At 47.3% G+C, this 23488-nt stretch carries 22 protein-coding genes; 7 read left to right on the top strand and 15 right to left on the bottom strand.

The window, feature by feature from the left end; translation table 11 throughout:
* Nucleotides 1-155 precede the first annotated feature (155 nt).
* The gene (locus tag C9J03_RS06140) at nt 156-341 is read left to right on the top strand and encodes a hypothetical protein (protein WP_044623534.1); all 186 of its coding nucleotides are present in this window, start codon (nt 156-158) and stop codon (nt 339-341) included.
* Nucleotides 342-384: 43 nt separating this feature from the next.
* Here C9J03_RS06140 and C9J03_RS06135 read toward each other — a convergent pair whose 3' ends face one another.
* The 4 genes from C9J03_RS06135 to torC all read right to left on the bottom strand — a co-directional run bounded on the left by C9J03_RS06135 (nt 385) and on the right by torC (nt 5773).
* A complete protein-coding gene (locus C9J03_RS06135; protein WP_044623533.1) occupies nt 385-948 on the bottom strand; it encodes a hypothetical protein in 564 nt (187 codons plus the stop codon).
* Between the two features lie 226 nt (nt 949-1174).
* Entirely contained in the window at nt 1175-1828 is a 654-nt protein-coding gene (torD, locus tag C9J03_RS06130) for a molecular chaperone TorD (protein ID WP_044623532.1), read from the bottom strand.
* Between the two features lie 173 nt (nt 1829-2001).
* Entirely contained in the window at nt 2002-4533 is a 2532-nt protein-coding gene (gene torA / locus C9J03_RS06125; RefSeq protein WP_044623531.1) for a trimethylamine-N-oxide reductase TorA, read from the bottom strand.
* 73 nt (nt 4534-4606) lie between these two features.
* Complete coding sequence (gene torC / locus C9J03_RS06120; protein ID WP_039456602.1) at nt 4607-5773, bottom strand: pentaheme c-type cytochrome TorC; 1167 nt, start codon at nt 5771-5773, stop codon at nt 4607-4609.
* 201 nt (nt 5774-5974) lie between these two features.
* Here torC and torR point away from each other — a divergent pair, with 201 nt between their 5' ends.
* Complete coding sequence (gene torR / locus C9J03_RS06115; RefSeq protein WP_039456600.1) at nt 5975-6688, top strand: two-component system response regulator TorR; 714 nt, start codon at nt 5975-5977, stop codon at nt 6686-6688.
* A gap of 459 nt (nt 6689-7147) precedes the next feature.
* Here the strand turns inward: torR and panP are convergent, their stop codons facing one another.
* From panP to C9J03_RS06085, 6 genes are all read right to left on the bottom strand, one after another.
* Nucleotides 7148-8809, bottom strand: a complete 1662-nt coding sequence (panP, locus tag C9J03_RS06110) for a pyridoxal-dependent aspartate 1-decarboxylase PanP (protein ID WP_044623529.1) — start codon at nt 8807-8809, stop codon at nt 7148-7150.
* A gap of 76 nt (nt 8810-8885) precedes the next feature.
* Complete coding sequence (locus C9J03_RS06105; RefSeq protein ID WP_082060629.1) at nt 8886-9887, bottom strand: DUF2860 domain-containing protein; 1002 nt, start codon at nt 9885-9887, stop codon at nt 8886-8888.
* A 153-nt stretch (nt 9888-10040) separates the two neighbouring features.
* On the bottom strand, nt 10041-10553 hold the full coding sequence (locus C9J03_RS06100) for a hypothetical protein (protein ID WP_044623528.1): 513 nt from the start codon (nt 10551-10553) through the stop codon (nt 10041-10043).
* A 244-nt stretch (nt 10554-10797) separates the two neighbouring features.
* Nucleotides 10798-10899 carry a MetS family NSS transporter small subunit gene (locus tag C9J03_RS06095; RefSeq protein WP_107291674.1) on the bottom strand — a complete coding sequence of 34 codons (102 nt, stop codon included), beginning with the start codon at nt 10897-10899 and terminating at the stop codon, nt 10798-10800.
* Nucleotides 10896-12383 (bottom strand): sodium-dependent transporter, encoded by a 1488-nt coding sequence (locus tag C9J03_RS06090; protein ID WP_044623527.1) that lies wholly within the window; start codon nt 12381-12383, stop codon nt 10896-10898. Before C9J03_RS06090 ends, C9J03_RS06095 begins: the two co-directional genes overlap by 4 nt.
* Nucleotides 12384-12783: 400 nt before the next feature.
* Entirely contained in the window at nt 12784-13377 is a 594-nt protein-coding gene (locus C9J03_RS06085; protein WP_044623526.1) for an outer membrane beta-barrel protein, read from the bottom strand.
* 141 nt (nt 13378-13518) lie between these two features.
* On the opposite strand from C9J03_RS06085, the gene cydH reads away from it, so the two are divergent.
* Nucleotides 13519-13608 carry a cytochrome bd-I oxidase subunit CydH gene (gene cydH, locus C9J03_RS27275; protein WP_107291673.1) on the top strand — a complete coding sequence of 30 codons (90 nt, stop codon included), beginning with the start codon at nt 13519-13521 and terminating at the stop codon, nt 13606-13608.
* Nucleotides 13609-13707: 99 nt separating this feature from the next.
* Nucleotides 13708-14916, top strand: coding sequence for a patatin-like phospholipase family protein (locus tag C9J03_RS06075; protein ID WP_044623525.1), 1209 nt, complete (start codon nt 13708-13710; stop codon nt 14914-14916).
* An 83-nt stretch (nt 14917-14999) separates the two neighbouring features.
* Here C9J03_RS06075 and C9J03_RS06070 read toward each other — a convergent pair whose 3' ends face one another.
* On the bottom strand, nt 15000-15905 hold the full coding sequence (locus tag C9J03_RS06070) for a manganese-dependent inorganic pyrophosphatase (RefSeq protein ID WP_044623524.1): 906 nt from the start codon (nt 15903-15905) through the stop codon (nt 15000-15002).
* 175 nt (nt 15906-16080) lie between these two features.
* The gene (locus C9J03_RS06065) at nt 16081-17604 is read right to left on the bottom strand and encodes an EAL domain-containing protein (RefSeq protein ID WP_162845546.1); all 1524 of its coding nucleotides are present in this window, start codon (nt 17602-17604) and stop codon (nt 16081-16083) included.
* Nucleotides 17605-17958: 354 nt separating this feature from the next.
* On the opposite strand from C9J03_RS06065, the gene C9J03_RS27000 reads away from it, so the two are divergent.
* The 3 genes from C9J03_RS27000 (at nt 17959) to emrD (ending at nt 20731) form a co-directional block, all read left to right on the top strand.
* Complete coding sequence (locus tag C9J03_RS27000; RefSeq protein ID WP_231580671.1) at nt 17959-18159, top strand: hypothetical protein; 201 nt, start codon at nt 17959-17961, stop codon at nt 18157-18159.
* A 373-nt stretch (nt 18160-18532) separates the two neighbouring features.
* A complete protein-coding gene (locus C9J03_RS06055) occupies nt 18533-19132 on the top strand; it encodes a GTP cyclohydrolase II (RefSeq protein ID WP_044623521.1) in 600 nt (199 codons plus the stop codon).
* Between the two features lie 417 nt (nt 19133-19549).
* A complete protein-coding gene (gene emrD / locus C9J03_RS06050) occupies nt 19550-20731 on the top strand; it encodes a multidrug efflux MFS transporter EmrD (protein ID WP_197078635.1) in 1182 nt (393 codons plus the stop codon).
* Between the two features lie 80 nt (nt 20732-20811).
* Here emrD and C9J03_RS06045 read toward each other — a convergent pair whose 3' ends face one another.
* The 3 genes from C9J03_RS06045 to C9J03_RS06035 all read right to left on the bottom strand — a co-directional run bounded on the left by C9J03_RS06045 (nt 20812) and on the right by C9J03_RS06035 (nt 23466).
* Nucleotides 20812-21138 (bottom strand): HI1450 family dsDNA-mimic protein, encoded by a 327-nt coding sequence (locus C9J03_RS06045; protein WP_044623519.1) that lies wholly within the window; start codon nt 21136-21138, stop codon nt 20812-20814.
* A gap of 141 nt (nt 21139-21279) precedes the next feature.
* A complete protein-coding gene (gene efpL / locus C9J03_RS06040; protein WP_039463129.1) occupies nt 21280-21849 on the bottom strand; it encodes an elongation factor P-like protein EfpL in 570 nt (189 codons plus the stop codon).
* A gap of 42 nt (nt 21850-21891) precedes the next feature.
* Nucleotides 21892-23466: an EAL domain-containing protein gene (locus tag C9J03_RS06035; RefSeq protein WP_044623518.1), complete on the bottom strand. Its 1575-nt coding sequence runs from the start codon at nt 23464-23466 to the stop codon at nt 21892-21894.
* Nucleotides 23467-23488: the final 22 nt, after the last annotated feature.

Below are 23488 nucleotides of genomic sequence, written 5' to 3'. Positions count from 1 at the left end.
TGAGTAACGAAGTGAAAAGGGCGGCAGTAATGCCGCCCTTTTTCTATTTGCCTATTACGTATTGATAAGGTGTCTTGTCGTTACGAATAAGTGCGCTGTCTTCCCTATACTTTGGGTATCAGCCTTAGGCAATGACACTCAGAAACGGAGGTGTTATGACTGGAGCGAATAAACAGTTAGGCAGCCCAGAAAGCCACGGCGGCATTCAACCAGACAAAATGAGTATGCATGAAGGGGTAGCGGACTGGTGTGACTGCTGTGTGTGCGAGGCCGAACCCTATTGGTTGGAAGTCGCTGAGGAGATGGGAATTGATATGAGTAATTATTCTGACGGTCGATAAAACACTACCGCAGCGCGGGGCTGCGGTAGGCTGGAGAAGGTGATTAAAGTGACTCAAGCAGAGTGTTGAGCTCATCAACTAAACGTTCAGTTTTTGGGTCAAAGGCCTTCATCGCGGCATAGGTATCTGACTGAAGTTTCTCCTGCATCGCCATTAATGACTCATCGGCAAGAAGACTTTCACGTTGCTCTGCCAACTGGCGTTTGGCGGCGGCAAACTCTTTGATCAAGGCCTCGCGCTCTTCTTCGCTGGTTTCGGCGTTGCGAACTTTATCCTGGATTTCTTGGGCCTGGTTGATGAACTCATCTGGGTTGTAACCAATTTCTTTGGCTTTAGCCTGATAGGCTGTCTCGAACGCCTTGGCTTGTTCGATTAGCTCAGGGTTTGCCTGAAGAGTTTGCTGGCGAATACTGGCCAGATCACGCTGAATGGCATTAATGCGGTGCGTGACTTCTTTTTGGTTGGCAACCGTGTCGGTTGCTGCATCGCTTGCCTTTGATGCTGGGCTGAAGGCGAACAAAGTCACGAGCATCAAAGGGAGGGCATATTTCATTAGATTCAATACCGTATTGGCTTGTTGCTGGGTACGCGTTTTGCTGTTGTGCATAAATTAACCTTTATTGGTGGTTATCATTGCTATGGCTGCAATGTATAAAAGCTCCCTGAGCCGAATGTCAGTATTGTGTCATGTATGCTGGATAAGAACTGAACAAGCAGGGTGATGCATCTATTTTTGGACTATTTCATAATCAATGGCATAAAAAAGCCGGCAATCCATGTGCCGGCAAAATATGAGATAGTGTTTTTGATGGGCTGGCTAACGCCAGTCAGGTTTATTGTTCTTCGCCTTTTAGGAACGTAACGTCCAAGTGACAAAAAGCGGTGAGTACTTCAGCGGCGGCGGCGTAAAAGCCGAACGGGTCGCGTTGTTTTACTTCTGCGGCAAAGGCTGGCAGCCAATTAAGCAGCATGGTGTTGATGAAGTCTAACTGCGCCTGCATCATCGGCTCGGCCTGCTCTTCGGAGTCTTGCTGGTTGGCCATGATGATCAGGTTACCCATGAAATCCAACTCGACGGCAAGGTGGTCGGCCGGCTCGTTGAACTCTTTGCGCTGGGCAATGCCGTATTCTTCCATTAGCTTGTTCATGTCTTGCGCAGGCTTGTCATTCATCAGTCCGCTCTCGCCGACATACATCGAGGCATAGGGTAGGGCACCAGATTTGGGAGTGCTGAGAAACAGACCACAGAAATCAGCCGCCAGCTCTAACTGGGCATCTTCACGGCTTTCCAAACGGTTCAGAGCAGCACGGAATGCTTCTACGGGTTGTTTCAGTTCAGGTGTCATTGCCAGACCTGACAGGAAAGTGACCATTTCGCCACCACGGTACTGTTCGATGTCCTGCTCGGTAAGTTCACGAGCGAAGAGGGATGACATCCACCAATAAATTTCTGCGCGTTGTTCGTTGAAAGCAATAAATTCTTTCATGATCACTCCAAATCAAGGCATACGGCTAGCAAATTTAGACGTATGGAAAACATATTCAGATAGAATAAATGATGCATTTATTATACGTGAATAGGTTTTTTAAACACACTGTAATAAAAGCAAAAAACTATTCAGAGGCCGAAGCCCCTGAATAGATGTTGGCGACTATTAACTTATTCTAGATCCATTGCTGGGAACAGAGGGTTAATGTCTGTCACCGCCGTCGGGCCGTGGAAGCCGGTCACTGCTGGAACTTTACCTGTGTACTTCTCGATTTCTACCTGCGCTGAGGCTGCGATGGTTGCCTGAGCCAGTTTCGAAGAACCGATATCCTGAGTCAGTACGTTCGGATCACCGTAAGTACAGATGGTACCCGGCTTTCCGCCTTCAAGCGGGCTGTACCATGCACCTTCGTGGATACGACAAACACCGGACATGTAGTCATCGGAAACCACAGCACCCGCCAAAACTTCGCCACGGTCGTTGAATACGCGTACGATGTCACCAGACTTGATGCCACGGGCTTTAGCGTCTTCGGTACTGATGTAAACAGGTTCACGATCAGCCACCGCGTAAGTCGCGCGGTGCTCAGTCGAAGAACACAGCTGCGAGTGAAGGCGGTGTTTCGGGTGAGTACTCTGCATATTCAGAGGGAATTTCTCTGAACGAGGACCACCGTGGCTGCGCTCGGTTTTCTCAAACCACATTGGGTGGCCTTGACAGTCATCGTAGCCCATGTCGGCAATCGTCTTACAGTAGATTTCAATAAGGCCGGTTGCCGTACCTAGTGGTTCAAGATCCGGTTCTTTACGGAATGACTCGTGGCGTACCCACTCGGTACCCGCAGGGAACTCAAGGAAGCCTTCTTCTTCCCAGAACTTTTTGAAGTTCGGCATACGTACACCGATACCACGTCCTTGTAGGCGGGCACCGTTGTAGAACTGCTCAATCCACTCCATCTGTGACTTGCCTTCGGTAAAGGCTTCTTCGCGATCATAGCGACGGCATAGTTCACGGAAGATATCGAAGTCATCTTTCGCTTCATACATTGGCTCTACAACTTTAGGTAGGGCAATAATACCGGCGTTAGAGTGGTTACCGTACTGTTCGATGTCGTTACGCTCGTGCGTTGTCGTCGCTGGCAGAACGATATCGGCAAAACGACAGGTCGCCGTCCACTGGTGTTCAACTGAAACCACAGTTTCCAGTTTACGCCATACCTTGATCATCTTGTTGCGATCTTGATGGTGGTGGAACGGGTTGTTACCACAGAAGATCGCCATTTTCATTTCAGGGTATTTCACTGAATGGCCGTTCCATTCAATGGTTTTACCTGGGTTTTCGATACAGTCGACAAAACGGGCAACAGGAATAAAGTTTGAGTAACCCTTGTACGAACCGTTGTGGATTGGATCAACCCCTGTCACACCTGAGAAACCAGACATCAGTGGGCCAGCAGAAGTCACAGAGCCCGCATCGTTGTAGTGCCAGCCAAAGCCGAAGCCACCGCCAGGTAGACCGATCTGGCCTAGCATAGCAGCGACAACGACTAGCATCCACGCGTACTGTTCACCGTGCTGCATGCGCTGTAGACACCAGCCACCGATGATCTGGGTACGGCCTGAAGCCATTTGGCGAGCCAGCTCGCGGATCTGGTCGGCTTGCACGCCACAGATGTTCTCAGCCCATTCCGGTGTCTTCGCAACACCGTCTTTCTCGCCAAGCAGGTAAGGCAGGAATTTGTCGAAACCTGTGGTGTAGTCAGCCAGGAACTCTTTGTTGTACAGGTTTTCGCTGTAAAGTGTATGGGCAATAGCCAGCATCAGTGGCACGTCTGTTTGCGGGTTAACTTTAACCTGCTCGCCACCAACGAATTTCTGAGTGTCAGAAACAACTGGGTCAATGTAGATGACTTTGATGTCTTTGTTCTTAACTTTCTTAGCCAACTGCTCAAAGTAAGCGTATGGGCTGTGGTCAGGAACCAGCCAGCCTACCTGCAGGTTTTTAACCGGATCCGAACCCCAGATTACGATGGTATCAGAGTGCTCGAGCACAAGTGGCCATGAGGTTTGCTGCTCGTAAACTTCCATTGCACCAGCGACGTAAGGCAGAATCACCTGCGCAGCACCGGTTGAGTAGTCACCCATTTTAGCCAGGAATGTACCGTGCAGGCCAATAGCACGCATCATCATGGTGCCTGCAGAGTGCAGCTTACCTACTGACTGCCAACCTGTGTGGCCAGCATAGAGAGCGCTTGGGCCGTAGTTGTTCTGGACTCGTTCCATCTCATGGTAGAAGAAGTCCAATGCCTGAGACCAAGGAACACGGACAAAACGGTTGTCACCACGCTGGGTTGTATCTGACTTGTAGCCGTGCTTTAGCCAGTCAAGACGAACCATTGGGTATTTTACACGTGCCGGGTTGTATACCACTTCACGCACGCCGTTGATCATGGTTGTTGGGTGCTTGTCTTTTTCAAACGGGACGGTATCAACCCACACGCCGTTTTCGACTTTGGCCCGGAATGCCCCCCAGTGAGAACCAGATAGAACCTCACCCGTGAAGCTAGCTTTGGTTTCTGTAGCTGCCATTGCCTTACGCGGAGCCAGCAAGCTTGTGCCGACAACAGATGCAGCACTTGCTGCAACCATGCCAGAAAGGAAGCGACGGCGTGATACGCCTTTGTTTAGAATTTGAGTTGCCATTGAGCAATTCCTTAAATTTGAATTCTTTTTTGCATGGGAGGGGGAAGCCGTCTTCCCCCTCTGCTAACAGGAATTAATGTGCGCCAGCGCCGCCGGTGTCACTGCCGTGGTTCTGAAGGTATTTCAGAAGGGTGCGCTCTTCAGTTTTGCTTAGTCGGTAGTATGCGCTCATGCCGTTCAGGCTTGAGATCCAACCGTTTGCAGTAAAATGGCCTGGAGCCGGGGCTGCGTGGCAAGCGGTACACGTTGAGCCGTACATGCCTTCGGCGTAGTTCCAGATCGGCTGGATGTCATCAATCATGTCATCTTTGGTGATCCAGCCTTCAACCGAAACGTGTTGCCATACAATGTTGGTCGTTGCGTCAGTTTGCTCTTCGATGAGTTGCTCGGAAGCTTTCACATCGCCACGGATTGTTGCCTTGAATACGCGCTTGCCCATGTACTCAGTCAGCACTCGACCGCGGCCTTCTTTCTCTAACCAGCCGTCAATCTTCACTTTGAGCATATCGCCATCGCGCTCAAGCACTGTGACTTCTGATGCTGGTAGCAGGTTGCCTGAAACCGAGCTGTTTGCATCGGCAACAGCAAAGATGTTCTTTTCGCTCAGAGAGTAAAGTTTGTTAGCAACGGCACCTTGTGCATCGGCTTTCACTTGAAGCTCTTCGAAATCTTTCTGGAAGCCACCGGCCATGTTTGGCAGCTCGTGGGCGATACCTTTGTGACATTCGATACAGTTCATGTCTTCAGCTGCCGCTTTATTCATCTCGAAAGCGGCTTGTGCTGACTGCTTGGTGTGATCCATCGCATCGTACGAGTGACAGCTCTTACAGGTTTTTGAGTTCTGGCTCTTCATCCGGTCCCAAACCATGGTAGCCAGCTCGAGGCGATGCTCTTCCAGTTTCTCTGGGGTATCGATTTTCTTGGTGATGAAATGGTTGTAGACGTCTTTCCAAGCACCAAGTTTACGTTGAACCTTGCCAGGGAAGTCTTTTGGCTGGTGACAGTCAACACACTCGGCACGGACACCCGAAGCGTTTTTGAAGTGAATGCTTTGTTTGTATTCTTCGTAGTTCTGTTGCATGGTGTGGCAAGAAGTACAGAATTCGGTCGAAGAAGCGAATTCAAAACTCTTATGAACGGTCACAACGCCCGCCAAAGTGATACCAATACCAACCAAGACCAGCGCAAGAATCGAGTACTTGCTGCTAGGCTTAGTCAACATTTGCCAAAGTTTTTTCATAGTGGAAGATTCCAATTTAGAATGAATGCCTGCCGTAAACTACGGTGACGTATAAATTTTTATGGGGTAATCTTAATTCCACGATGTGAATAAGGTTAAGGGTGGCAGTGAACAGAATTTGCTGGTTTATGACAAATTGTGAATAGCGGCCTCCTGTGCTAACGTTTTAAAGAACAGTAAATAAGACATAAAGAGAAAAAAATGAGTCATCACGTACTTGTAGTTGAGGATGAAATTGTTACCCGTACCAAGCTGGTCGGGTACTTTGAAAATGAGGGATATAAAGTTAGTCAGGCCGAAAGCGGCGCACAAATGCGTGAGATCATGGCCAGCGAAAAGATCGATTTGGTCATGCTCGATATCAACCTGCCGGGTGAAGATGGCCTAATGCTGACCCGTGAGCTGAGAAGCCGCTCAGAGGTGGGGATCATCTTGGTCACCGGCCGAACAGACAGCATTGATCGGATTGTTGGTTTAGAGATGGGCGCTGATGATTACGTTACTAAGCCGTTTGAGCTGCGTGAACTGCTAGTGCGCGTGAAAAACCTGTTGTGGCGCATCTCCCTCGTCGAAAAAGCACGTGATGAAACCATGGTTGAGATGCAGGAAGACAGCATTATTCGCTTCGGTGAATGGCAGTTTGATATCAATAAGCGCGCCCTGACCCACAATGGTGTGCCTGTCAAATTGACCAAGGCTGAATATGAGTTGTTGGTGGCATTTTCTTCTCATCCGAATGTCGTTTTAAGCCGCGAGCGTATTTTGAATATGCTAAGCCATCGGGTTGAAGCGCCAAATGATCGTACTATTGATGTCTTAATCCGCCGCATGCGTTCGAAGATGGAAGTTGATCCGAAAAACCCACAGATTTTTGTTACAGTGCACGGTGAAGGTTACATGTTTGCGGGTGACTAATAATCCGGCTTATATGCATTGAACACCTGAAATATTTTGTAATAACTAGGCCGGTATCCCAGGGGGGCCGGCTTTTTTTATGCTAATTTTTCGGCGATTCTATTGATCGAGGTCAACTTTTGTTACGTGTTATTAACAGAACAAACGGCTATAAAAATATTGCGCTGACTTGTTTTTTTGCATTTGATGGTTGAAGGTTGCGAATTGGTTGTATTTGTATTGCCCGTTGTTAGAGCTTGCAATGTGCTACGGGACCATCGCGACTATCAGAAAAGACTGTTTGGTTGTAATTTGTACTGGTAATAGTTGGCTTATCAAGCGGTTAATCACCAAGTTGGCTTCTGGCGGAGGGGGAGTGATTGTTTTTAGTACAAGCTATGACGAAATGTTTCATCATCGCCTTGATTGTGGAGAAGCCAGCCTAGCCATTGCCAGGCTGGTTTCTAGTCATCAGCACGGTTAGAGCGTGACTTGCTGGTTGAGAATACTCTCGGTCAGTGTGTTGATCTTAGGGAAACTGATCAAGCTCTGTTTGGCGATGTCTTTTTGTTCTTCGAGGACGTCTTTTAAAATCTGCTCCGTAGTGAGCGGATTGGCGAGTACCACACGGAACACGGTTGTCAGCCTGCGGCCCCACGCTTGCGGTGTGATTCGGGTACGAGAGACAAATGACTTACCTGATTCACGCTGGCGTTTCTGGATGAATTTGGTCATATCGTCCAGGGCGGCCAATAACTCTTCGCGTTGCTCTGGATCTGCAAGCTTCAGTGCTTCCTGAGTACGGGCTGGTGCATAACGGTAAGTCAGCAGGCATAGCTCGGGTTCTGAGATCAGTTCAAAGTCAGAATCCTGGTTGATAAGCGATGCGAAGTACTGGGCTTTTTCGATGCTGGTATTAATCAGCATTTCATAGCCAGGGCGGCTGATGATGTTGAGGCTGGCATACAGTAACATCGCCATGCCACTTCGCGACCCTTCGAGAGTATGGCTACCTAAGTCTTTAGATCCTTTACGCAGGATATACTCTGCGTGATGCTCGATGGCGGTCATCAAGGCCGGGTTTTTGAAGATCACCATACCGGCACCCATCGGCACGTACAGTTGCTTGTGGGCATCGATAGTGACGGAGTCAGCCCGCTCGATCCCTTTTAGCAACGGCCTATAAGTATTGGACATCAGGGTCGCTCCCCCCCAGGCGGCATCGACGTGGAAATGGCAGCCATATTCCTGAGCGAGATCAGCGAGCTCTTCCAGCGGATCGATATTGCCTGTTTCGGTGGTGCCAGCGACCCCGACAATAGCAAAGGCTTTAACCTGGTTCTGTTTAAGCTCTTCGAGCTTGGCCCGCATGTCATCGACCCGAACACGGTTGTGGCCGTCGGTTTTGATAGGGATCAGGCAATCTCGGCCAAGTCCAAGGACATCGGCGGCTTTCTTGAGCGAGTAGTGACCCCGTTCAGAGACCAGTACGACAAGATCTTCATAGCCATAATGCTTCATGGCTTTGAACAAGCCTTCCTGTGCGACACCTTTAAAATCACCATCGGGTTTGAGTGCACTGTTGCGTGCTACCCACAGAGCGGTGATGTTGGCGATAGTCCCTCCTGAGCAAAATGCTCCCAGCGAATGGTTAGCACTGTGCATCCATTGCTGGTAGAAGGCATCATTCTCGCGGTAAATCAGGTTATGCAGCATTCCCAGAACCTGGCGTTCCAACGGCGTGAAGGCCTTGGAGGTCTCGATCTTCACCAAGTTTTGATTGAGGCCGATCATGATCTTGGACAACGGCATCAAGAAGTAGGGTAGGGCCGAGGTCATATGGCCAATAAACGTCGGTGCGGAGGTATGTACCGACTGGGCTACCAGTTTGTCCAAGAGGAAATGGGTATGATCAGAAACAAAGCTAGGACTCTCTGGGATATCCGCAGAGGAAAAGTCTTTTTCGATTTCTGCCAGGGGTTTCTCCCGGGCAGCAATATGCGTCTGCAAAAACACATTCAGGTTTTCTGATATCTCTTTTTCGATCCGACCTAATGTCGACTCTGGTGCTTCCGGCACTGTAAAAATGCGATGCAACGACTCTTGGGTCGCATCGGCTTTTTTGTGATCCACTACTGCCATAACGATTAATAACTTGTAACTATTTCGGCAAATTGCAGCTAATTTAATGCAATTTGCCGCTGCTGTCGAAAAAAAATTAGAATCGGTAGTTCATACCCACGGTGAATAATAAACTATCTTCATCATAAAAAGTGATGTTGGAGTTACTTTGGTTATAGCCTATCAGCGAGACTAAGTTCCAGTTTTTCCAGTCCATGGGCTCGTTGTACTGGGCTGCCAAGAAGACGCCCCAGCGGTCATCCTGCTGAGTACGCTCGAAGATTGGATTCGTTGCGTCAAACTCAACATAGTTGTAGCTTGCTGTCAGGGCAAAATTGGCCTTGTTAAAGTGGTGCACCAGACTGAGCTCAACACCATAATTATCACTGGCCATTGCACTACCTTGCGCATCGTCACGGGTATAGCGAATAGCCGAGCGCAATGCCTGAGCCCGGTTTATTGGCAAAAGGTGACTTAACTGGGCGAAGTAAATGTCAGATTGGCGGTCGAGTGACTGCTTTTGTGTATCGGTTAGCTTGGACTGGCTAGCACCGCTGTTCTCGTGGTCGATATCTTGGTTGCCACCCGCCAGTTCGAGTGAAAAATGACTACCGAGGATTTGGTTGTATTGGAATCGCACTCCTCTGATTTTACTGTCAGTTTTAGCGCGTGCCTGATCAAGCAGGTACGGGTCTTGCCAGGTTTCGGCGGTTAATAGGCCGGGGACATAACTCAGTATCAAGGTGCCGTTATCGTCCAGTTTATGTTTATACCCCAGCTCAATATGGAAGCGTCCAAATGCCAAATCCGAGCGGCTAGTACCGAAATAGAACTGCTTGTTGAGCGCATCATTGGTATAGCTGATGGTACCGAGCGGAGCGATCAAGGCATCACTTTGGGATTCGGCCTTACCGTAATCGCCAATGGCACTGTTGTTATCGGTATTGAAAGGCGATCGGCTCTCGGAATACCCCATCAGCAAGGAAATATCGGCATTAAAGCCTGCCGACCAGGGTTGAGGTGGATTGGCTTGGGCCTGGTTAGGTATGCACACCGCCGGAATGAACAGGAACAGTGCGTTAAAGTGCCGATTTATCATCTTGGATCCTTTCAATTGCAGGAATTCGGTGCAAAAAATATGCAGTGGTGATAGCTGTATATTGCACGGTATATGAATATTGACGAATATGCAATTTGAGTTGTTGGCGAACGGCCCAAACACCAGCTAAGTGGTTGGGCCTTTAGGCTATCGCTATTGGCATTCAATAGCCGCTATCGCGGTCATTTTTTCGTTGTAGGTATTTAGGGGCTTTTCAATGTTCCCTGGGTGGGTCAACAGTTCGGCGAAGGCACTGCGCAATGCGTAGTTTTGTGGGTGCGGCTTACTCTGCCTGTCATCAAAGGCCAGCTTCGCCGCCTTGCCTAGCTCTGAATCTTGCTCGGATAACGCTTTCACATCTTTCTGGCTCAGATTGAGCCAGGACTCTACGGGTAAAGACAGAGCCAATTTTTCCCTGTCGTTTGCAAGATACCAGTCAAAGGCATCACGGTTTAGTTCAAAGTGGTGTTTGCGCCCTTCGAGAAACCATTGGCCCACTTCGTCTAGGCTTGGCTCTTTTTCTACCGCTAGTTCCACAAGGTTTTCATACCAGTTGAGGGAAGCATCAATGTACTGATGGTATTTTTCACTTTCGCAGCTTGCGGGTGCTGCCAAGACGGCTGAGGGGATGAGGGCCGCTGAGAGAATTACTGCTGCTAACTTCATTTCTGTTCCTTGATTATTTGTTTTCATTGGGCTTTGTAGCTGACAATTACCTGGCGACTTAGCGCGAATATGCTGCGTTATATGTTATGTGTCGCCCTATCTAGACGATTCGATTGTAGCTATCTGATTGCAAATAGGAAAAGAATTCTTTATGAGAATGGATCATTGTTAACACATTTGCTTCATTCTTTGCGGAAAAAAAAGGAGGCATATACGCCTCCTTGTAGGTTAATTAATCAGAATTTTACGAGTGGTGCTTTTTCATCGCGACGGAAATGCAGTAAGCTGCGCCACCCCAGGTGATACCCAAACCGAAAAGCATCATAATGATTGCGCCTGTTGTCATAGCTTGGCCTCCTGTTGTGGCTGTGGTTTAGATGAAGCATTGATGATGACGGCAACAACAAACATTGCTGCTACAAGTCCCCAGCCCAATACCATCAGATCAGAGACTGCGTAACCGCCGTAACCGTCGTTGAAGGTATTGACCAGGTTGGTGCCCAGAATAACCGCCAGCATGGCGGGGCTGAGGAAGCGGATACAAATTTCAAACCACTTGCCGATGCTGAATTCAGAAATGTTATTCACATAGCTACGTATATCAGACACTTTCAGCAGCCAAGCAATCACTACCAGTTCCACAAGACAGCTTGCCAGCAAGGCAACGTTGTTAATGAAGTAGTCAACCAAGTCTAGTAACAGCAGCCCGCCATTGGTGGCGAATGCCATTGAAACAACAAAGCCCACGCCACACACCAACGAGGCGGCCACTTTTCGGCTGATATTGAGCTTATCGATGATGGCGGACGTTACCGCTTCGATAATTGAAATGTGCGAGCTAAGACCAGCAACGACCAAGGCCAAGAAGAACAATGGCCCTAAGATGAACGGCGCCGGCAATAGGTTAATTGCAGCCGGAATGGTGACAAATGCCAAGCCTACACCTGCCGAAACAACTTCGGTAATAGGTTTTGCTTGCTCTTGCGCCATGTAGCCGAGTACTCCGAAGATCAAGACCCCTGCAGTAATCGAGAATCCACAGTTGATTAGCACGGTCATAAAGGCATTGTTGTTGATATCAGACTTCTCTGGCAGGTAGCTTGAGTAAGCGATCATGATGGCGAAGCCAACGCTCAGGGTGAAGAATATTTGGCCGTAGGCAGCAGACCATACTTTTGCATCCATGATTTTGCTAAAGTCTGGCTGGAACAGGTAGTTGAGGCCGTCCAGTGCCCCTGGCAGGAATACGACACGGGCAATCAAAGCCAGTACCATGATAAAGAGTAGCGGCATCATGATTTTGCTGGCGCGTTCGATACCCCCTTTTACCCCTGTGAATATGGCAGCAAAGGTGATAGCCCAAGCAATTGTCATAGGGATGGCAATATGGCTTTGCAGGCTACCAAGCTGACTTGGGGTATTGTCACCCAGTTGCAGGTACTCGCCAAAGAAGAAGGCATTGGTATCAGTCCCCCAGCTTTGGGTGAAAGAGTAACTCAGGTAAGAAATCGCCCAGCCGATAATTGCCACATAGTAGACCGCGATAATGGCCGCGATAAATACCTGAAACCATCCTAACCACTCATATTTAACCCCAAGCTTGGAAAAAGCTCTCGGAGCGGCCCCGCGAAGTTTATGACCCAGGCTAAACTCCATAATCATAAATGGGATGCCGGCGGTGAGCATGGCAAAAAGATAGGGAACAAAAAAGGCGCCACCACCATTTTCGTAAGCCATATATGGGAATCGCCAAATGTTCCCTAGGCCGATTGCAGAGCCAACTGCAGCAAGGATGAATCCTGCGCGCGAGCCCCATTGTTCACGTTTCATACACATCTCCTTATGTACGGCAAATCACTATAGAAATAGGATTAGTCAGAGAATTATTCCAATTAATATCGATACTTAGCGTGAGAATTAAAAGGTAAGACCACGCTGATGGGACGAGATTAACTAGAGTAAATATGTAAAGCAATAGAGTGTGGTGTTGTAACTGTAAAATTGACCAGTTGTTAATTATTGGTTTTTATAGAGATGCCAGACAAGAGGAGGGGGATTGTTTTCATGCTGGTGTAAAAAACTACCAAGAGGGAAACTGCTTGGTTGGAAATATTATTTTACAAACACAATGATAATGTCTAAAAAATGGCCCTATAGTAGGGTATCAGCACGCCAGCGAAAATTTTCGCTGGCGCTAACGGGGGAGCTACTGCTTAACTAGCCGAAGAGGTTAGAACGCGTAGGTGAAGCCGAGGTTCGTCTGGAACTGGGTCAACCACTCAGAATCGACGCTGATTTTGCAGCTTTCGTTACCTTGGGGCAGGTGACAGATGGTTGTTGTATCACTTTCCATGAGGTTTGCCAGCCAGCGGCCTTCAAGAAGGACCGAGAAATTGGAAGTAAATTTATACTCGAGACCACCCAGAAAACCACCTGAGAAAACAAGATCTTGATCACTCCAGTCGGCATCGACTATGGTTGTGCCTATGCTTGCGCCAAGATAGGTATCAAAGTGCTCGAAGGTATTGAAACGCAATGAACTCTGGAAATGAACGTAGGTAAAAGAGCCGGAATTGGAAAAATTCTCGTAACCAGTCGGAAGGTGGCTAACAAATAAGCCAACTCGGCCGTTATCCAAATCGGTCTCAATAGTGATTGAGTAGTGGGGATCGTCGTCGGGAGCGATTCTTGTCCCATTGTCATCTTTTATCGAGTTCGAAAAGGTATATCCAACATACGGTGTCACATAGATAGTATTCGCCGATGCCGCCCATGATGCGGTTAACAACCCAGTAGCAGCGATCAATAAATGTCCAATTTTCATACCATTATCCATTAGCGCAAACCCAAGTATAAGTGTGACAGCTTTCTTATATTATTGCTTTTTCATTAGCCAGAATCTTGAACTCCCCCTAAAATAGGGTTAATGGTTTGTTAAGATTGCTTTCTGGGGAAGGGGATTATTATGGACTTTGATTTGAAACTAGCAATATGCACAGCAATTATTACCATGACAGTCTTGCTAGGCTTTGGTCTCGTCTCTGTAACTATGTAACATGTTAATAAACAAAAGAATAAAATTATAATTAAGGTTTAATCAAACTAAGGAAGGTATACTGTCTGCCAGGGAATCTAGTAGGATTGGTTTAGCAGTATGACAAATCACTTACCGTTTAGCTTAAAAGCGTTTGATTTACCTTCCATTAACAATTTTTCGCACCAACTGCTTAGTGCAAGAAAGAAAAAGATAGCGCTAGTTGTTCAGGGGGGAGGGCAACGTGGTATTTTTACGGCCGGCGTGTTTGATGCGTTTTTAGAAAGCGATTTCGACCCGTTTGAACTTTATATCGGCACCTCTGCTGGAGCGCTGAACCTCTCTTCTTTTATCAGCCGTCAGCCCCGTTTCGGGTATCAGTTCATTACCAATTTCACGACCGACACTGAATTTTTCAACTTATATAAATACCTAAGCCAACAGAAATCAATGAACCTTGACTGGGCCTTGGATGAGGTTCGTGCACAAGGGTCCATTCCGCTCGATCTTGTGACTGCCCGGGAAGTCCTTCAGCACCGGACCGCATTAGCTTGTGCCACGCGCAAGGATACCTTATGCGACATTTACATGCCTATGTATGAGAAAAACTGGTGTGAAGTGTTGCGGGCTTCATGCGCCATACCGGTGATCTACAACCAACCTGTTAATTTCGATGATTTGGAGTGGGTCGATGGCGGTGTCAGTGCCGCCGTGCCAGTGAGGGAGGCATGGCAGAGAGGGGCAGAACTTGTGGTCGTCGTCAGGACGGAACCTGTTGCCTTGCCCCAAGATGAAAGCCGTCTGTTTAATGATTGGCGTGGAAAAGTAGAAATTGCCCTGCCTGAATATATTGATCGGCTTAGCTTGAACCAATCCATTGATAAGGTGAAAGCGCTTCATGGTGAGCTTACGACCAAGTTCGAGAGTTGGAAGTTGGGGTGGCGCGAGAAAGAGCTATTACTCAAGCCTGAACAAGCTGAGGCTGATGCAGCGGAAACACCAGCGAGCAAAGGCAAGGGCTGGAGTTTACTTTCAGCAGACAATATTGAGCGTTTTCTCTCACTTACAGGCAACAGCAAGCGCCTGGAAGTCATCGATATGCTAAACCGCTACTATATCACCTATCAAGATGCACACGAGTTCATGTTGTCACCGCCTGACGGTCTGCACGTTATTCAGATTGCGCCTGAGAAAAGCTTGAAGAGTCGTGCACTACTTAGCAGCAAAGATGATCTGGAAATTGATTATCGTGAAGGCAAGCTGATAGGCCGCGAGTTTGTCTCTCATTTTGCCGATATTTTGAATGAAACCACCGCCGTGAAGCGCTAACGGGCAATAGCTTGCTTGCAGTGTGTTGAGATCAAAAAAAGGAACGCCGAAGCGTTCCTTTCCAATAACAGTGGTACCAGCTATCAAGCAAGTACTTGCTGAAGCCATGGCCAGCCCTGCTTCTTACGGCTTAGGGTGTTTTCCATCATCAGCATGCCGTCTTTAGCATAGGCATCTAGCACCTCGTTCCACTCACCTTTGTAAAGCAAGCGCGTTGTGCTGGTAGTGATATCAGTTAGCATTAGGGCAGCCATTGCCAGGCCTTCCTCGTCACAACGACGCTGAAGATCGGCTTCAAGCTCAGCAATCATATCTTCAACTTGCTCAAGAGTTGCAAGTTCGATCTGGCCTACAACAACGTTACGCTCTTTGAACGGGTACGCTTTCAGATCTTTTTCAACAAGTTCTGCAGCAGATAAACCCTGGATGTCAGTTTTAGCGATCAGTAGCTCTTTGATGAACAGGTCTAGATCTTCAACACCCGCTAGTGGAGCGAGTTCAGCAACGGCATCTTTGTCTTTTTGCGTGCAAGTTGGAGACGCAAAGCCAACAGTGTCACTCAGGATAGCCGACATCATCAGTGTGGCAAGTTCGCGAGTGATTTCTACGTTTTCCATCTTGAATAGGTTGAACATGATGGTACAAGTACAACCCACCGGCCAGATCCATGCTTCAAGCGGGTTAACTGTCATCACGTCACCTAGACGGTGGTGGTCAACAATACCTACGATTTCTGCTTCTGCGATGTCGTCAGGTGCCTGTGCCAAGTCAGTGTAGTCAACAAGCCAAACTTTCTCACCGGCAACACCTGTACACATTTCAGGCTGGTCAACACCGGCTGTCTGAAGAATGTGCTGTGTTTCACGGTTAATTTCACCTTGACGAACAGCTTTAGCTTCAACGCCACGAGCTTTAAGAAGAGCAGCACCAACAAGTGCTGAACAGATGCTATCGCTATCAGGGTTTTTGTGACCAACTACTTGAATCATGTCGTTTCCTTTACTGCGTCAATTGCTGCCTGTTAGCAGCAAGACTAATTAATTTATCCTAGCCTGTGCTGTGACAGGTGCTATAGGAATGTAACCGAGCAATTTTAGAGTTTCTGCAAAAAATAACAATTAAAGTTGCGCAAAAAGTTATCGGTTGATTAATATCACAGCTAAATTAGCTCGACGAACTCTGCAGATCTTGTTGTAAATACAGCCTAAATTCACTGAACGGCATGGGCTTGGCAAAATAGAAGCCTTGCATCAGATGAATATCGCGTTGATGCAGGTAGGCAACCTGTTCTGCTGTTTCGACACCCTCGGCGATGACTTTGAGGCCTGCGTGTTTGGCAAACAGGATGATTGAGTCAAGTATGTTGGACTTAACATCATTGGTGCCGATAGTGTCGATAAACATCTTATCGATCTTCAATGTATCGATTGGCAGGTTTTGTAGGTAGCTAAACCCACCATAACCGGTACCAGCGTCATCTAGCTTGATCGAAATGCCAAAGTCTGTCAGCTGCTGGATAATGCTCTTGGCTTTCGCCAGGTTCTTAAATGGGATTCGCTCTGTTACCTCGAATGCCAGCCTGTGGGCAGGGACATTGCGCTGTTTGAGCAAGTTGATTGTCGTATGGAGAAACTCGTCGTCCTCCAGTTGTTGCGGGGTGACATTAATACTGACGTAAAACCCCTTGTTGACAAAGAACTCGTCCTGGAATTGGTCAATCACTTGCTCAAGCATATATTGCGTCAGTAGCTTGATTTGACCATTGTGTTCAGCGATGGGGATAAATTGATTAGGAGAAATAAGCTCCCCGTCTGCGCGTTGCCAACGTATCAACACTTCGCAGCAGGCCATCGAATCGGTACGGGTATCGATAATCGGTTGATAGAAAGGGACAAACTCCTTTTTGAGCAGGCCGAAGGATATCATTTCCTTCAACGTCCGTTCGGGGGTTCGGTACAGCCCGATCATCAAACTAACAGACAGCAACATAAAAAACAGCAGTAACTGGGTAAGGAACAGGTCATGCTCTGTCACATAGTCGATCCCTTGCTCAGTGGCATAGACATTTATGGCATAGTTCGGGCCAAAGGGTTGGCTGGCAATAGGAAAGTATTGTTCATTGCCCTGCATCGGATACACCTGAATTTCTTCGCCGCCACGGCTAAAGGTGATGGCGGTGCAGCTTGAGCAAACCTCACTGCGGGTGAAAACATTTTGCACTGGCTCGGTAATGAGGATCAGGCTGGCTTCTTGAAGCCGGTAGTGGACCTTCAGGCGATGGTTGTGATAAGGAGCGATGTCATAGCTAAAATCGACAGTTTCGTGCAAGATAACTTCGACAGGATTATCAAAGTGTTTTATCAACGGCACATTGTTGCCATATACCGAGCAATGGCCCTCTGCTGTCTGGAGCTCCAGCAGCTGGATACCCGTCGACTGCTCGATAGTTTCGCGCAGTAAGGCGATATCGTGCGGTGTGCAGGTAAAGTTGAGCTCGCCTATCAACGCTTGTAATTCATGCCCTACATTCAGATATCTTTCCTGATAGAACTTATGGATGTTTTCGAGTCGCTTCTCAACTTCACTTTTGAACAGGTAGTGGCGGATGGGCTGCGAACAAAAAGCAATAGCCACTGCCCCCATTAGAAAGAACAGGAAAGGAAAGCGCCAGCGTAGCCAAAGAGTCATGTTCATCGAAGCGTTAACGAGTTGCTCAAAAAGGGCGCTATTGAAACATAACTTTTTTGGATATAACAGGGGAAATGCATTGGCAGGGTAAAAAAAGTGCTTCTATTTACTTTGACGCTCTGCTACCGCATTTCAATTGGTGGACTGCTGAGATTTACCTTTATATTGGTGTATTAAAGATGTATATATAATACTTCTTTGTGGGGGTGTTTCATGATATTACGTTTTTTCCCGATAATCCTGAGTTTTTGGTTACTTGGCGCACATTTCTTGCGTTACGGAGCATGGATTCCGTGCTTGTTGCTACTCGTTTACCCTATCCTGTTAGGTATTCGCCATCGGTGGATACCTTATATGATGTCGATCAGTTTGAGTCTCGTAGCGCTGAAGTGGCTGCATGTGACGTACACTATGATCACTGTCAGGCTGATGATGGGAGATGACTGGCTGCGGATGTTGGTGATCATGGCGGCGGTAGTCTGCTTTACGCTAATGTCGATGTGTCTTTTCCAGGGACAAAAACTCAAAGCTTACTATCGTGCCTGCAGCGCCTAAGCCACAGAAAACCTGTGGTTTTATCACTGCCTTTGTTATGTTATAACATTTCCTTGGAGGGGTGGTTAATATTGCTCTGATAAGCAGCAACCTATACCTTTACGCTGTTTTAGTGCAATAATTTTAGATATCATTACCAATTATACCCAAGTCGCTTCAAGTCACCTGTTTGAGTTGGTCCCTTGAAGTCATTTGGGTATATCTACCCGAGTAAAAGAGTAATACCCTAGCGACAGCTGTACTTGCGAGTATCAACGGCTGGGTGTTGTGTAGAGAATAGTCAGTCAAACAGTATGCCTGTAGCCTTTGCCGTTAGGTTTGTATCGATTGGATTGCCGCTACTGTTTTGGCTGTAGAAGTACTTAGGAACAACATGGTTAAAGTAAGGGCCCGAGTGCCTTTTAAAGTCGGTAAAAGAAGTGATATTCCTGCTGAACTGCTTTCCTTCCGAGGACTAGAGTCAGGCAAAGAACATGTTGCTGTGATTTTCCAAAATGCCGATCAGCGTTCAATACCGCCACTTGTGCGTATGCATTCTGAGTGTCTAACGGGTGATGTTTTCCACTCTTCGCGTTGTGATTGTGGTGAACAGCTGGATGAAACCATTGAAAAGATGGGCGAGCAGGGCGGGGTACTGCTGTATTTGCGCCAAGAAGGTCGCGGGATTGGTCTTTATAATAAGATCGATGCTTATGAACTGCAAAGCCAGGGAATGAATACTTACGAGGCGAATAATCACCTCGGTTTTGGTGATGATCTGCGTGATTTCTCTGAGGCGGCCCACATGCTTGCGGCACTGGGCTTAAAAGAAATTCGCTTGATCACCAATAATCCGAAAAAAATCCGCGAGCTCGAAGCTCTCGGTATTGTGATTACAGAAGTGGTGGGTACTAAAGCACACCTTAAAGACGGTAATGAGAATTACCTGAAAACCAAAGCGGCTCACGGTAAGCACAGATTTCACTTTGATTAATCATTGATGCTTCTTCTACTAAACCCTGCTCCGGCAGGGTTTTTTTTGTCCTGAACTTGCTTGTTTATTCACGTATTACAAAGTGTGGGATCAGCTGATTGTTGGCGGTGCGAAAAGAAGCATGCCAAACACCCTAATTAAGCATTAATTTTTCTAATGCGATTGATAATAAACAATCGTGCTTCAACTGACCCTAACTGCTTGCCATGATTAGTGTTCAGCTATACTATCTCGTTCATCACATCAGGTGTTGAATCTAATCTATCTCAACGCCTAGAGCTTTTATATCGCGTCAGCTCCAAAAAATAGCATTAAATTTTATTTGTTAATGAAATTCATCAAAGATGACGCAGTTTCTCAAAATATTATTCTGTAATGAGGATATTGGCTGTGAAACAGCAATTACCTTCTTCTAGCATGGCAAGATTGTTATTTCTAATAATCATTCTTGCGGCTGTAGGGCAAATGACCCAAACAATGTATGTGCCATCGATCCCGGCAATGTCGGATTTTTTCTCAGTAAAGTCGGCATATTTACAGGCAGTGATGGCGGCGTATCTCATTCCTTATGGCATGTCGCAGTTTATCTATGGACCTTTGTCTGACAGAGTTGGACGACGTCCAGTGATCATTGCGGGCATGGCAATTTTTATTGTCGGTTCAATGGCGGCGTTGTTTGCACCGAGCTTTGAGTGGTTCCTTGTTGCTACATTTGTTCAGGGGATGGGCACCGGTTGTAGTGGTGCCATGTGCCGAACTGTTACCCGAGATTGCTTTGACGGTGAACAGCTGCACCGGGCCAATAGTCTAGTCAGCATGGGGGTGATCTTTTCACCGCTTATTGCACCGGTGTTGGGGGGATACCTCTCGTCAGTATTCGATTGGCAGGCGAGCTACTGGTTCCTGTTGGTTTTCGGCGCCCTGGTCACGGTTGCGATGATGTTCATGTTTACCGAGACCCTGCCGAAAGAAAACCGCCGCAATGAGCGAGTGTGGGTAAGCTATCGCTATGTGCTGGGTAACCGCCGGTTCCAAGGGTATGTACTCTGTCTGATTGCGACATTCGCCGGTATTGCTGTATTCGAAGCAGCTGCAGGTGTGCTACTGGGTAGCGTACTTAAATTGGATCCGAAAACGGTGAGCCTGTTGTTTATTCTACCGTTGCCGGGTTACCTTGCGGGTTCATGGTTGTCGGCAGTGCTAGCCAAACAGATTGGTAATAGCCGTGTCATGTTCCTGGGGATGTTGGCAATTATTGCTGGCGCATTGGCAATCTTCATTCCGGGTATGGCTGGCCTAGTCACAGTTAGCTCATTGATTGGCGGTGCGTTTGTGTATTTCATTGGGGCAGGGATACTCTTTCCTGCGGCAACGACCGCTGCGATCCAGCCTTTTCCCCACCATGCCGGTACGGCAGGGGCTGTGCTGGGGGGATTACAGAACCTTGGTGCGGGCTTGGCGACGTTGGCTGCCTCTATGATGCGAGCCGAAGATCAGTACAGCTTGGGGGCGGTGATGACGGTCATGGCTATCTTGGTGGTACTGAGCTTGTTGTGGGTCCGTCACAGTAGCCGTCATGACACCCCTGTTTTGGTGTAAGTAAACCGAGACAAGCACTTGAGAAAAAGGCGGAGCCCCTTACGAGGCTCCGCCTTTTTGTATTTCGCGACGATTTGTCTTTAGTCACGTTTCCACAGAATGTGGCAGAATTTGTTGTCAGGATCACGGCTCACAAGAAGGCGGGCGAAGACATCGTCTAACTCGTCGCTTTCTTCATTTACCAGCCCCACACGCACTTCAGCATATACTTCTTTGTCAACGTCAAAGCCAACGTGCTCTGCCCAGTCATCTTTGGTCTCAACGAGTTCGGCAGCACCACGCTCGTCGAATTGCATGGTGAACAGCAAGACGTCGGCTGGCTCGAGGTTATCAGACGCCATCTCAAGGAAGATGTCGTAAGCGGCATCGATAACATCGTCATAAGAAATTAGGTTTGGTGTGTCCATGAACTCTATCTGTAATTTGTAAATTGAATTTGCAGTATACCCAAGCGACTTGACGGTGCAAGTGCCCGCCGTAGACCGAAGTGACGGCAAAATAAAAAAGGGGAAGCCTAAAGCTTCCCCTTGTCGCTATATCGGTGCGGATTAATCAGCACGGCTCATGAACTTACGTTCTTGAACGTTGACCTTCACTTTCTCGCCTGTAGAGATGTACTCAGGAACTTGTACGGTTAGACCTGTCGCAAAGCGAGCAGGCTTGGTACGAGCCGAGGCTGAAGCCCCCTTGATTGATGGGTCTGTTTCCTCGATAACCAGTTCAACCGCTGAAGGCAGTTCAAGGCCTGCGGCTTTGTCATTAACCAAAATGACATGCAAGCCCTGGGTGTCTTCGGTAATGAACAGCATCTCATCAGCAATCTCTTCGGCGCTGAAGGTGTACTGATCGAAGTTTTCGGTATCCATGAAGATGATGTTCTCACCCTCAGCGTATGAATAAGCGACTGGGTGCTTAGTCATCTCAACAGTGTCTACCACATCATCAGCCTTTAGGCGTTCGTCGACACGATGGCCTGTAGCCAGATCGGTACAACGCATTTTGTAGATTTTTGTACCGCCACGGCCGCCAGGTGTTGTTACTTCAATGTCTTTGACCAACAGCGTTTTACCGCCGTTTACAATGACAAAACCTTTCTTAATTTCACTAGCTCTTGGCATGGACTATATCTTTCTGTTGGTAAAAACCGAAAATTACCACGGTTACGGCTGAACACCAACAATTTCCTGAGCCGATAGACCAACTTCTTCAGGAAGTGTCGAGTGTATTTTGAATTTAGCCAAAAAACGTACGAAAGGCATAGGTTTAGCGTAGTAAAAACCTTGGCAGCTTTGGATGCCCAGAGCTTTGACATGCTCGGACTGTTCAACCGTTTCAACCCCTTCTGCAATCAAATTGCAATTGAGATTGTGGCCAATTTGGGCAATATTGCCCAGAATCGACTTGGTCACAGAGTCTGTCGCAGAGGCGGCAACGAACGCGCGGTCTATCTTAATGATGTCAAAACTGAGTGCTTGCAGAGTAGAGAGCCCGGCATATCCTGTCCCAAAGTCATCCAGCGCCCACTTTATTCCTTGATCCCGTAGCGCCTGCATACCACTTTGTAGCAGTGAGACATCCGTGTTGGAAAAGTTTTCTCGCTCAGAAAACTCCATAACGATTCCACTTTGCAACAGAGGGTGGCGCTCAATGATTGCCGTAATGGCTTGGACAAAGTGTGGCGAGGCAATCATCGACGCGGTCACATTGATCGATAAATAAAACGGTTTATCGATGGCTAACATTGATTTCTTGTCCTGTGCCGCTTGCTCGAAAAGTTGCAAGGTGATCTCGTTTATTTGTCCGGATTGCTCTGCTGCCGGGATAAACTCAGCAGGCATGACTGTTTGTTTTTTCGGGTGCAGCCATCTGACCAGCAACTCAGCGCCAATCCATTGTCCGGAGATGGCAGAGACAATAGGCTGGTATTCGGCATAAAACTCCCGGTTATAGATCCCTCTCTGGATTTCGGTATATAGCGGAACCCGTTTAAAGAAAAAGTAGTGTGCAAGAATACACACACCAATGGCATTGGCAAGAATTAATAAAATCCCCGTCGGTAGAAAAGTGACGATAAGACTGAATAATAATGCCTTGGTATATCCAACCGAGATCCCGATAGGGAATTCTGTAGACTCTTCATATGCTTTGTAAAATATTGAATCAGAGCTATTTATATCGTTAATATTGGATAAGTACTTGCGCTTGTTGTTATACAAGTAGGCATAAACATTATGGTGGCTGGCAATTTCTTTTAGCCATAACTCGAGGACGTGTTTATCAAAATGAATTTGATACCAGCCAGACTCTATATATACCATAAAGAAAATGGCTGTTTTTTCATTTTTCTTGTCGTAAATCTGATAGATAGCATATTTCTCCCCGGCGGGAAGCTTTTCAATCTCGAAGTCAGCAACCTCCTCCTTGGTTAGGGTTGCACTGCGGTCGCTACAGATGGTGGAATTGTTTCGGATGAAAATAACCTCTTTAATAACACTATAGTTTAATGTCATTGTTTCGAGGGCATTGCGGCTCTCTTCGCTGCAGTCGGGATATAATTGTGCCGTTACAGATAATTGGCTTTCAAAAGCAATTAAATCAGCGGTAATGGATGACAGCAATACTTTAGCCGTGTCTTCTGACTTTTCTAGCGCATAGGCATTAACGTAGGCAAAGAAGGTAACTAAGCCTATGATTATCATACAAACAAAAATAAAAAATTGATTCTTTATATTCATTATGTTGAGTCGAAGTCAAAAA

This window comes from Photobacterium gaetbulicola (genome assembly GCF_003025515.1).
Classification (GTDB): Bacteria; Pseudomonadota; Gammaproteobacteria; order Enterobacterales; family Vibrionaceae; genus Photobacterium; species Photobacterium gaetbulicola.
This window is presented reverse-complemented; position numbering and strand designations above follow the sequence as displayed.

Bases quoted from the DNA above. Each gene is read 5' to 3' on its own strand.
- emrD (WP_197078635.1), top strand. From the start codon at position 19,550: ATGGCAAGATTGTTATTTCTAATAATCATTCTTGCGGCTGTAGGGCAA.
- torR (WP_039456600.1), top strand. From the start codon at position 5,975: ATGAGTCATCACGTACTTGTAGTTGAGGATGAAATTGTTACCCGTACC.
- C9J03_RS06055 (WP_044623521.1), top strand. From the start codon at position 18,533: ATGGTTAAAGTAAGGGCCCGAGTGCCTTTTAAAGTCGGTAAAAGAAGT.
- efpL (WP_039463129.1), bottom strand. From the start codon at position 21,849: ATGCCAAGAGCTAGTGAAATTAAGAAAGGTTTTGTCATTGTAAACGGC.
- C9J03_RS06140 (WP_044623534.1), top strand. From the start codon at position 156: ATGACTGGAGCGAATAAACAGTTAGGCAGCCCAGAAAGCCACGGCGGC.
- C9J03_RS06100 (WP_044623528.1), bottom strand. From the start codon at position 10,553: ATGAAGTTAGCAGCAGTAATTCTCTCAGCGGCCCTCATCCCCTCAGCC.
- panP (WP_044623529.1), bottom strand. From the start codon at position 8,809: ATGGCAGTAGTGGATCACAAAAAAGCCGATGCGACCCAAGAGTCGTTG.
- C9J03_RS06045 (WP_044623519.1), bottom strand. From the start codon at position 21,138: ATGGACACACCAAACCTAATTTCTTATGACGATGTTATCGATGCCGCT.
- C9J03_RS06135 (WP_044623533.1), bottom strand. From the start codon at position 948: ATGCACAACAGCAAAACGCGTACCCAGCAACAAGCCAATACGGTATTG.
- C9J03_RS06075 (WP_044623525.1), top strand. From the start codon at position 13,708: ATGACAAATCACTTACCGTTTAGCTTAAAAGCGTTTGATTTACCTTCC.
- C9J03_RS06090 (WP_044623527.1), bottom strand. From the start codon at position 12,383: ATGAAACGTGAACAATGGGGCTCGCGCGCAGGATTCATCCTTGCTGCA.
- C9J03_RS06065 (WP_162845546.1), bottom strand. From the start codon at position 17,604: ATGACTCTTTGGCTACGCTGGCGCTTTCCTTTCCTGTTCTTTCTAATG.
- torD (WP_044623532.1), bottom strand. From the start codon at position 1,828: ATGAAAGAATTTATTGCTTTCAACGAACAACGCGCAGAAATTTATTGG.
- C9J03_RS06085 (WP_044623526.1), bottom strand. From the start codon at position 13,377: ATGAAAATTGGACATTTATTGATCGCTGCTACTGGGTTGTTAACCGCA.
- C9J03_RS27000 (WP_231580671.1), top strand. From the start codon at position 17,959: ATGATGTCGATCAGTTTGAGTCTCGTAGCGCTGAAGTGGCTGCATGTG.
- cydH (WP_107291673.1), top strand. From the start codon at position 13,519: ATGGACTTTGATTTGAAACTAGCAATATGCACAGCAATTATTACCATG.
- torA (WP_044623531.1), bottom strand. From the start codon at position 4,533: ATGGCAACTCAAATTCTAAACAAAGGCGTATCACGCCGTCGCTTCCTT.
- C9J03_RS06095 (WP_107291674.1), bottom strand. From the start codon at position 10,899: ATGACAACAGGCGCAATCATTATGATGCTTTTCGGTTTGGGTATCACC.
- torC (WP_039456602.1), bottom strand. From the start codon at position 5,773: ATGAAAAAACTTTGGCAAATGTTGACTAAGCCTAGCAGCAAGTACTCG.
- C9J03_RS06105 (WP_082060629.1), bottom strand. From the start codon at position 9,887: ATGATAAATCGGCACTTTAACGCACTGTTCCTGTTCATTCCGGCGGTG.
- C9J03_RS06070 (WP_044623524.1), bottom strand. From the start codon at position 15,905: ATGATTCAAGTAGTTGGTCACAAAAACCCTGATAGCGATAGCATCTGT.
- C9J03_RS06035 (WP_044623518.1), bottom strand. From the start codon at position 23,466: ATGAATATAAAGAATCAATTTTTTATTTTTGTTTGTATGATAATCATA.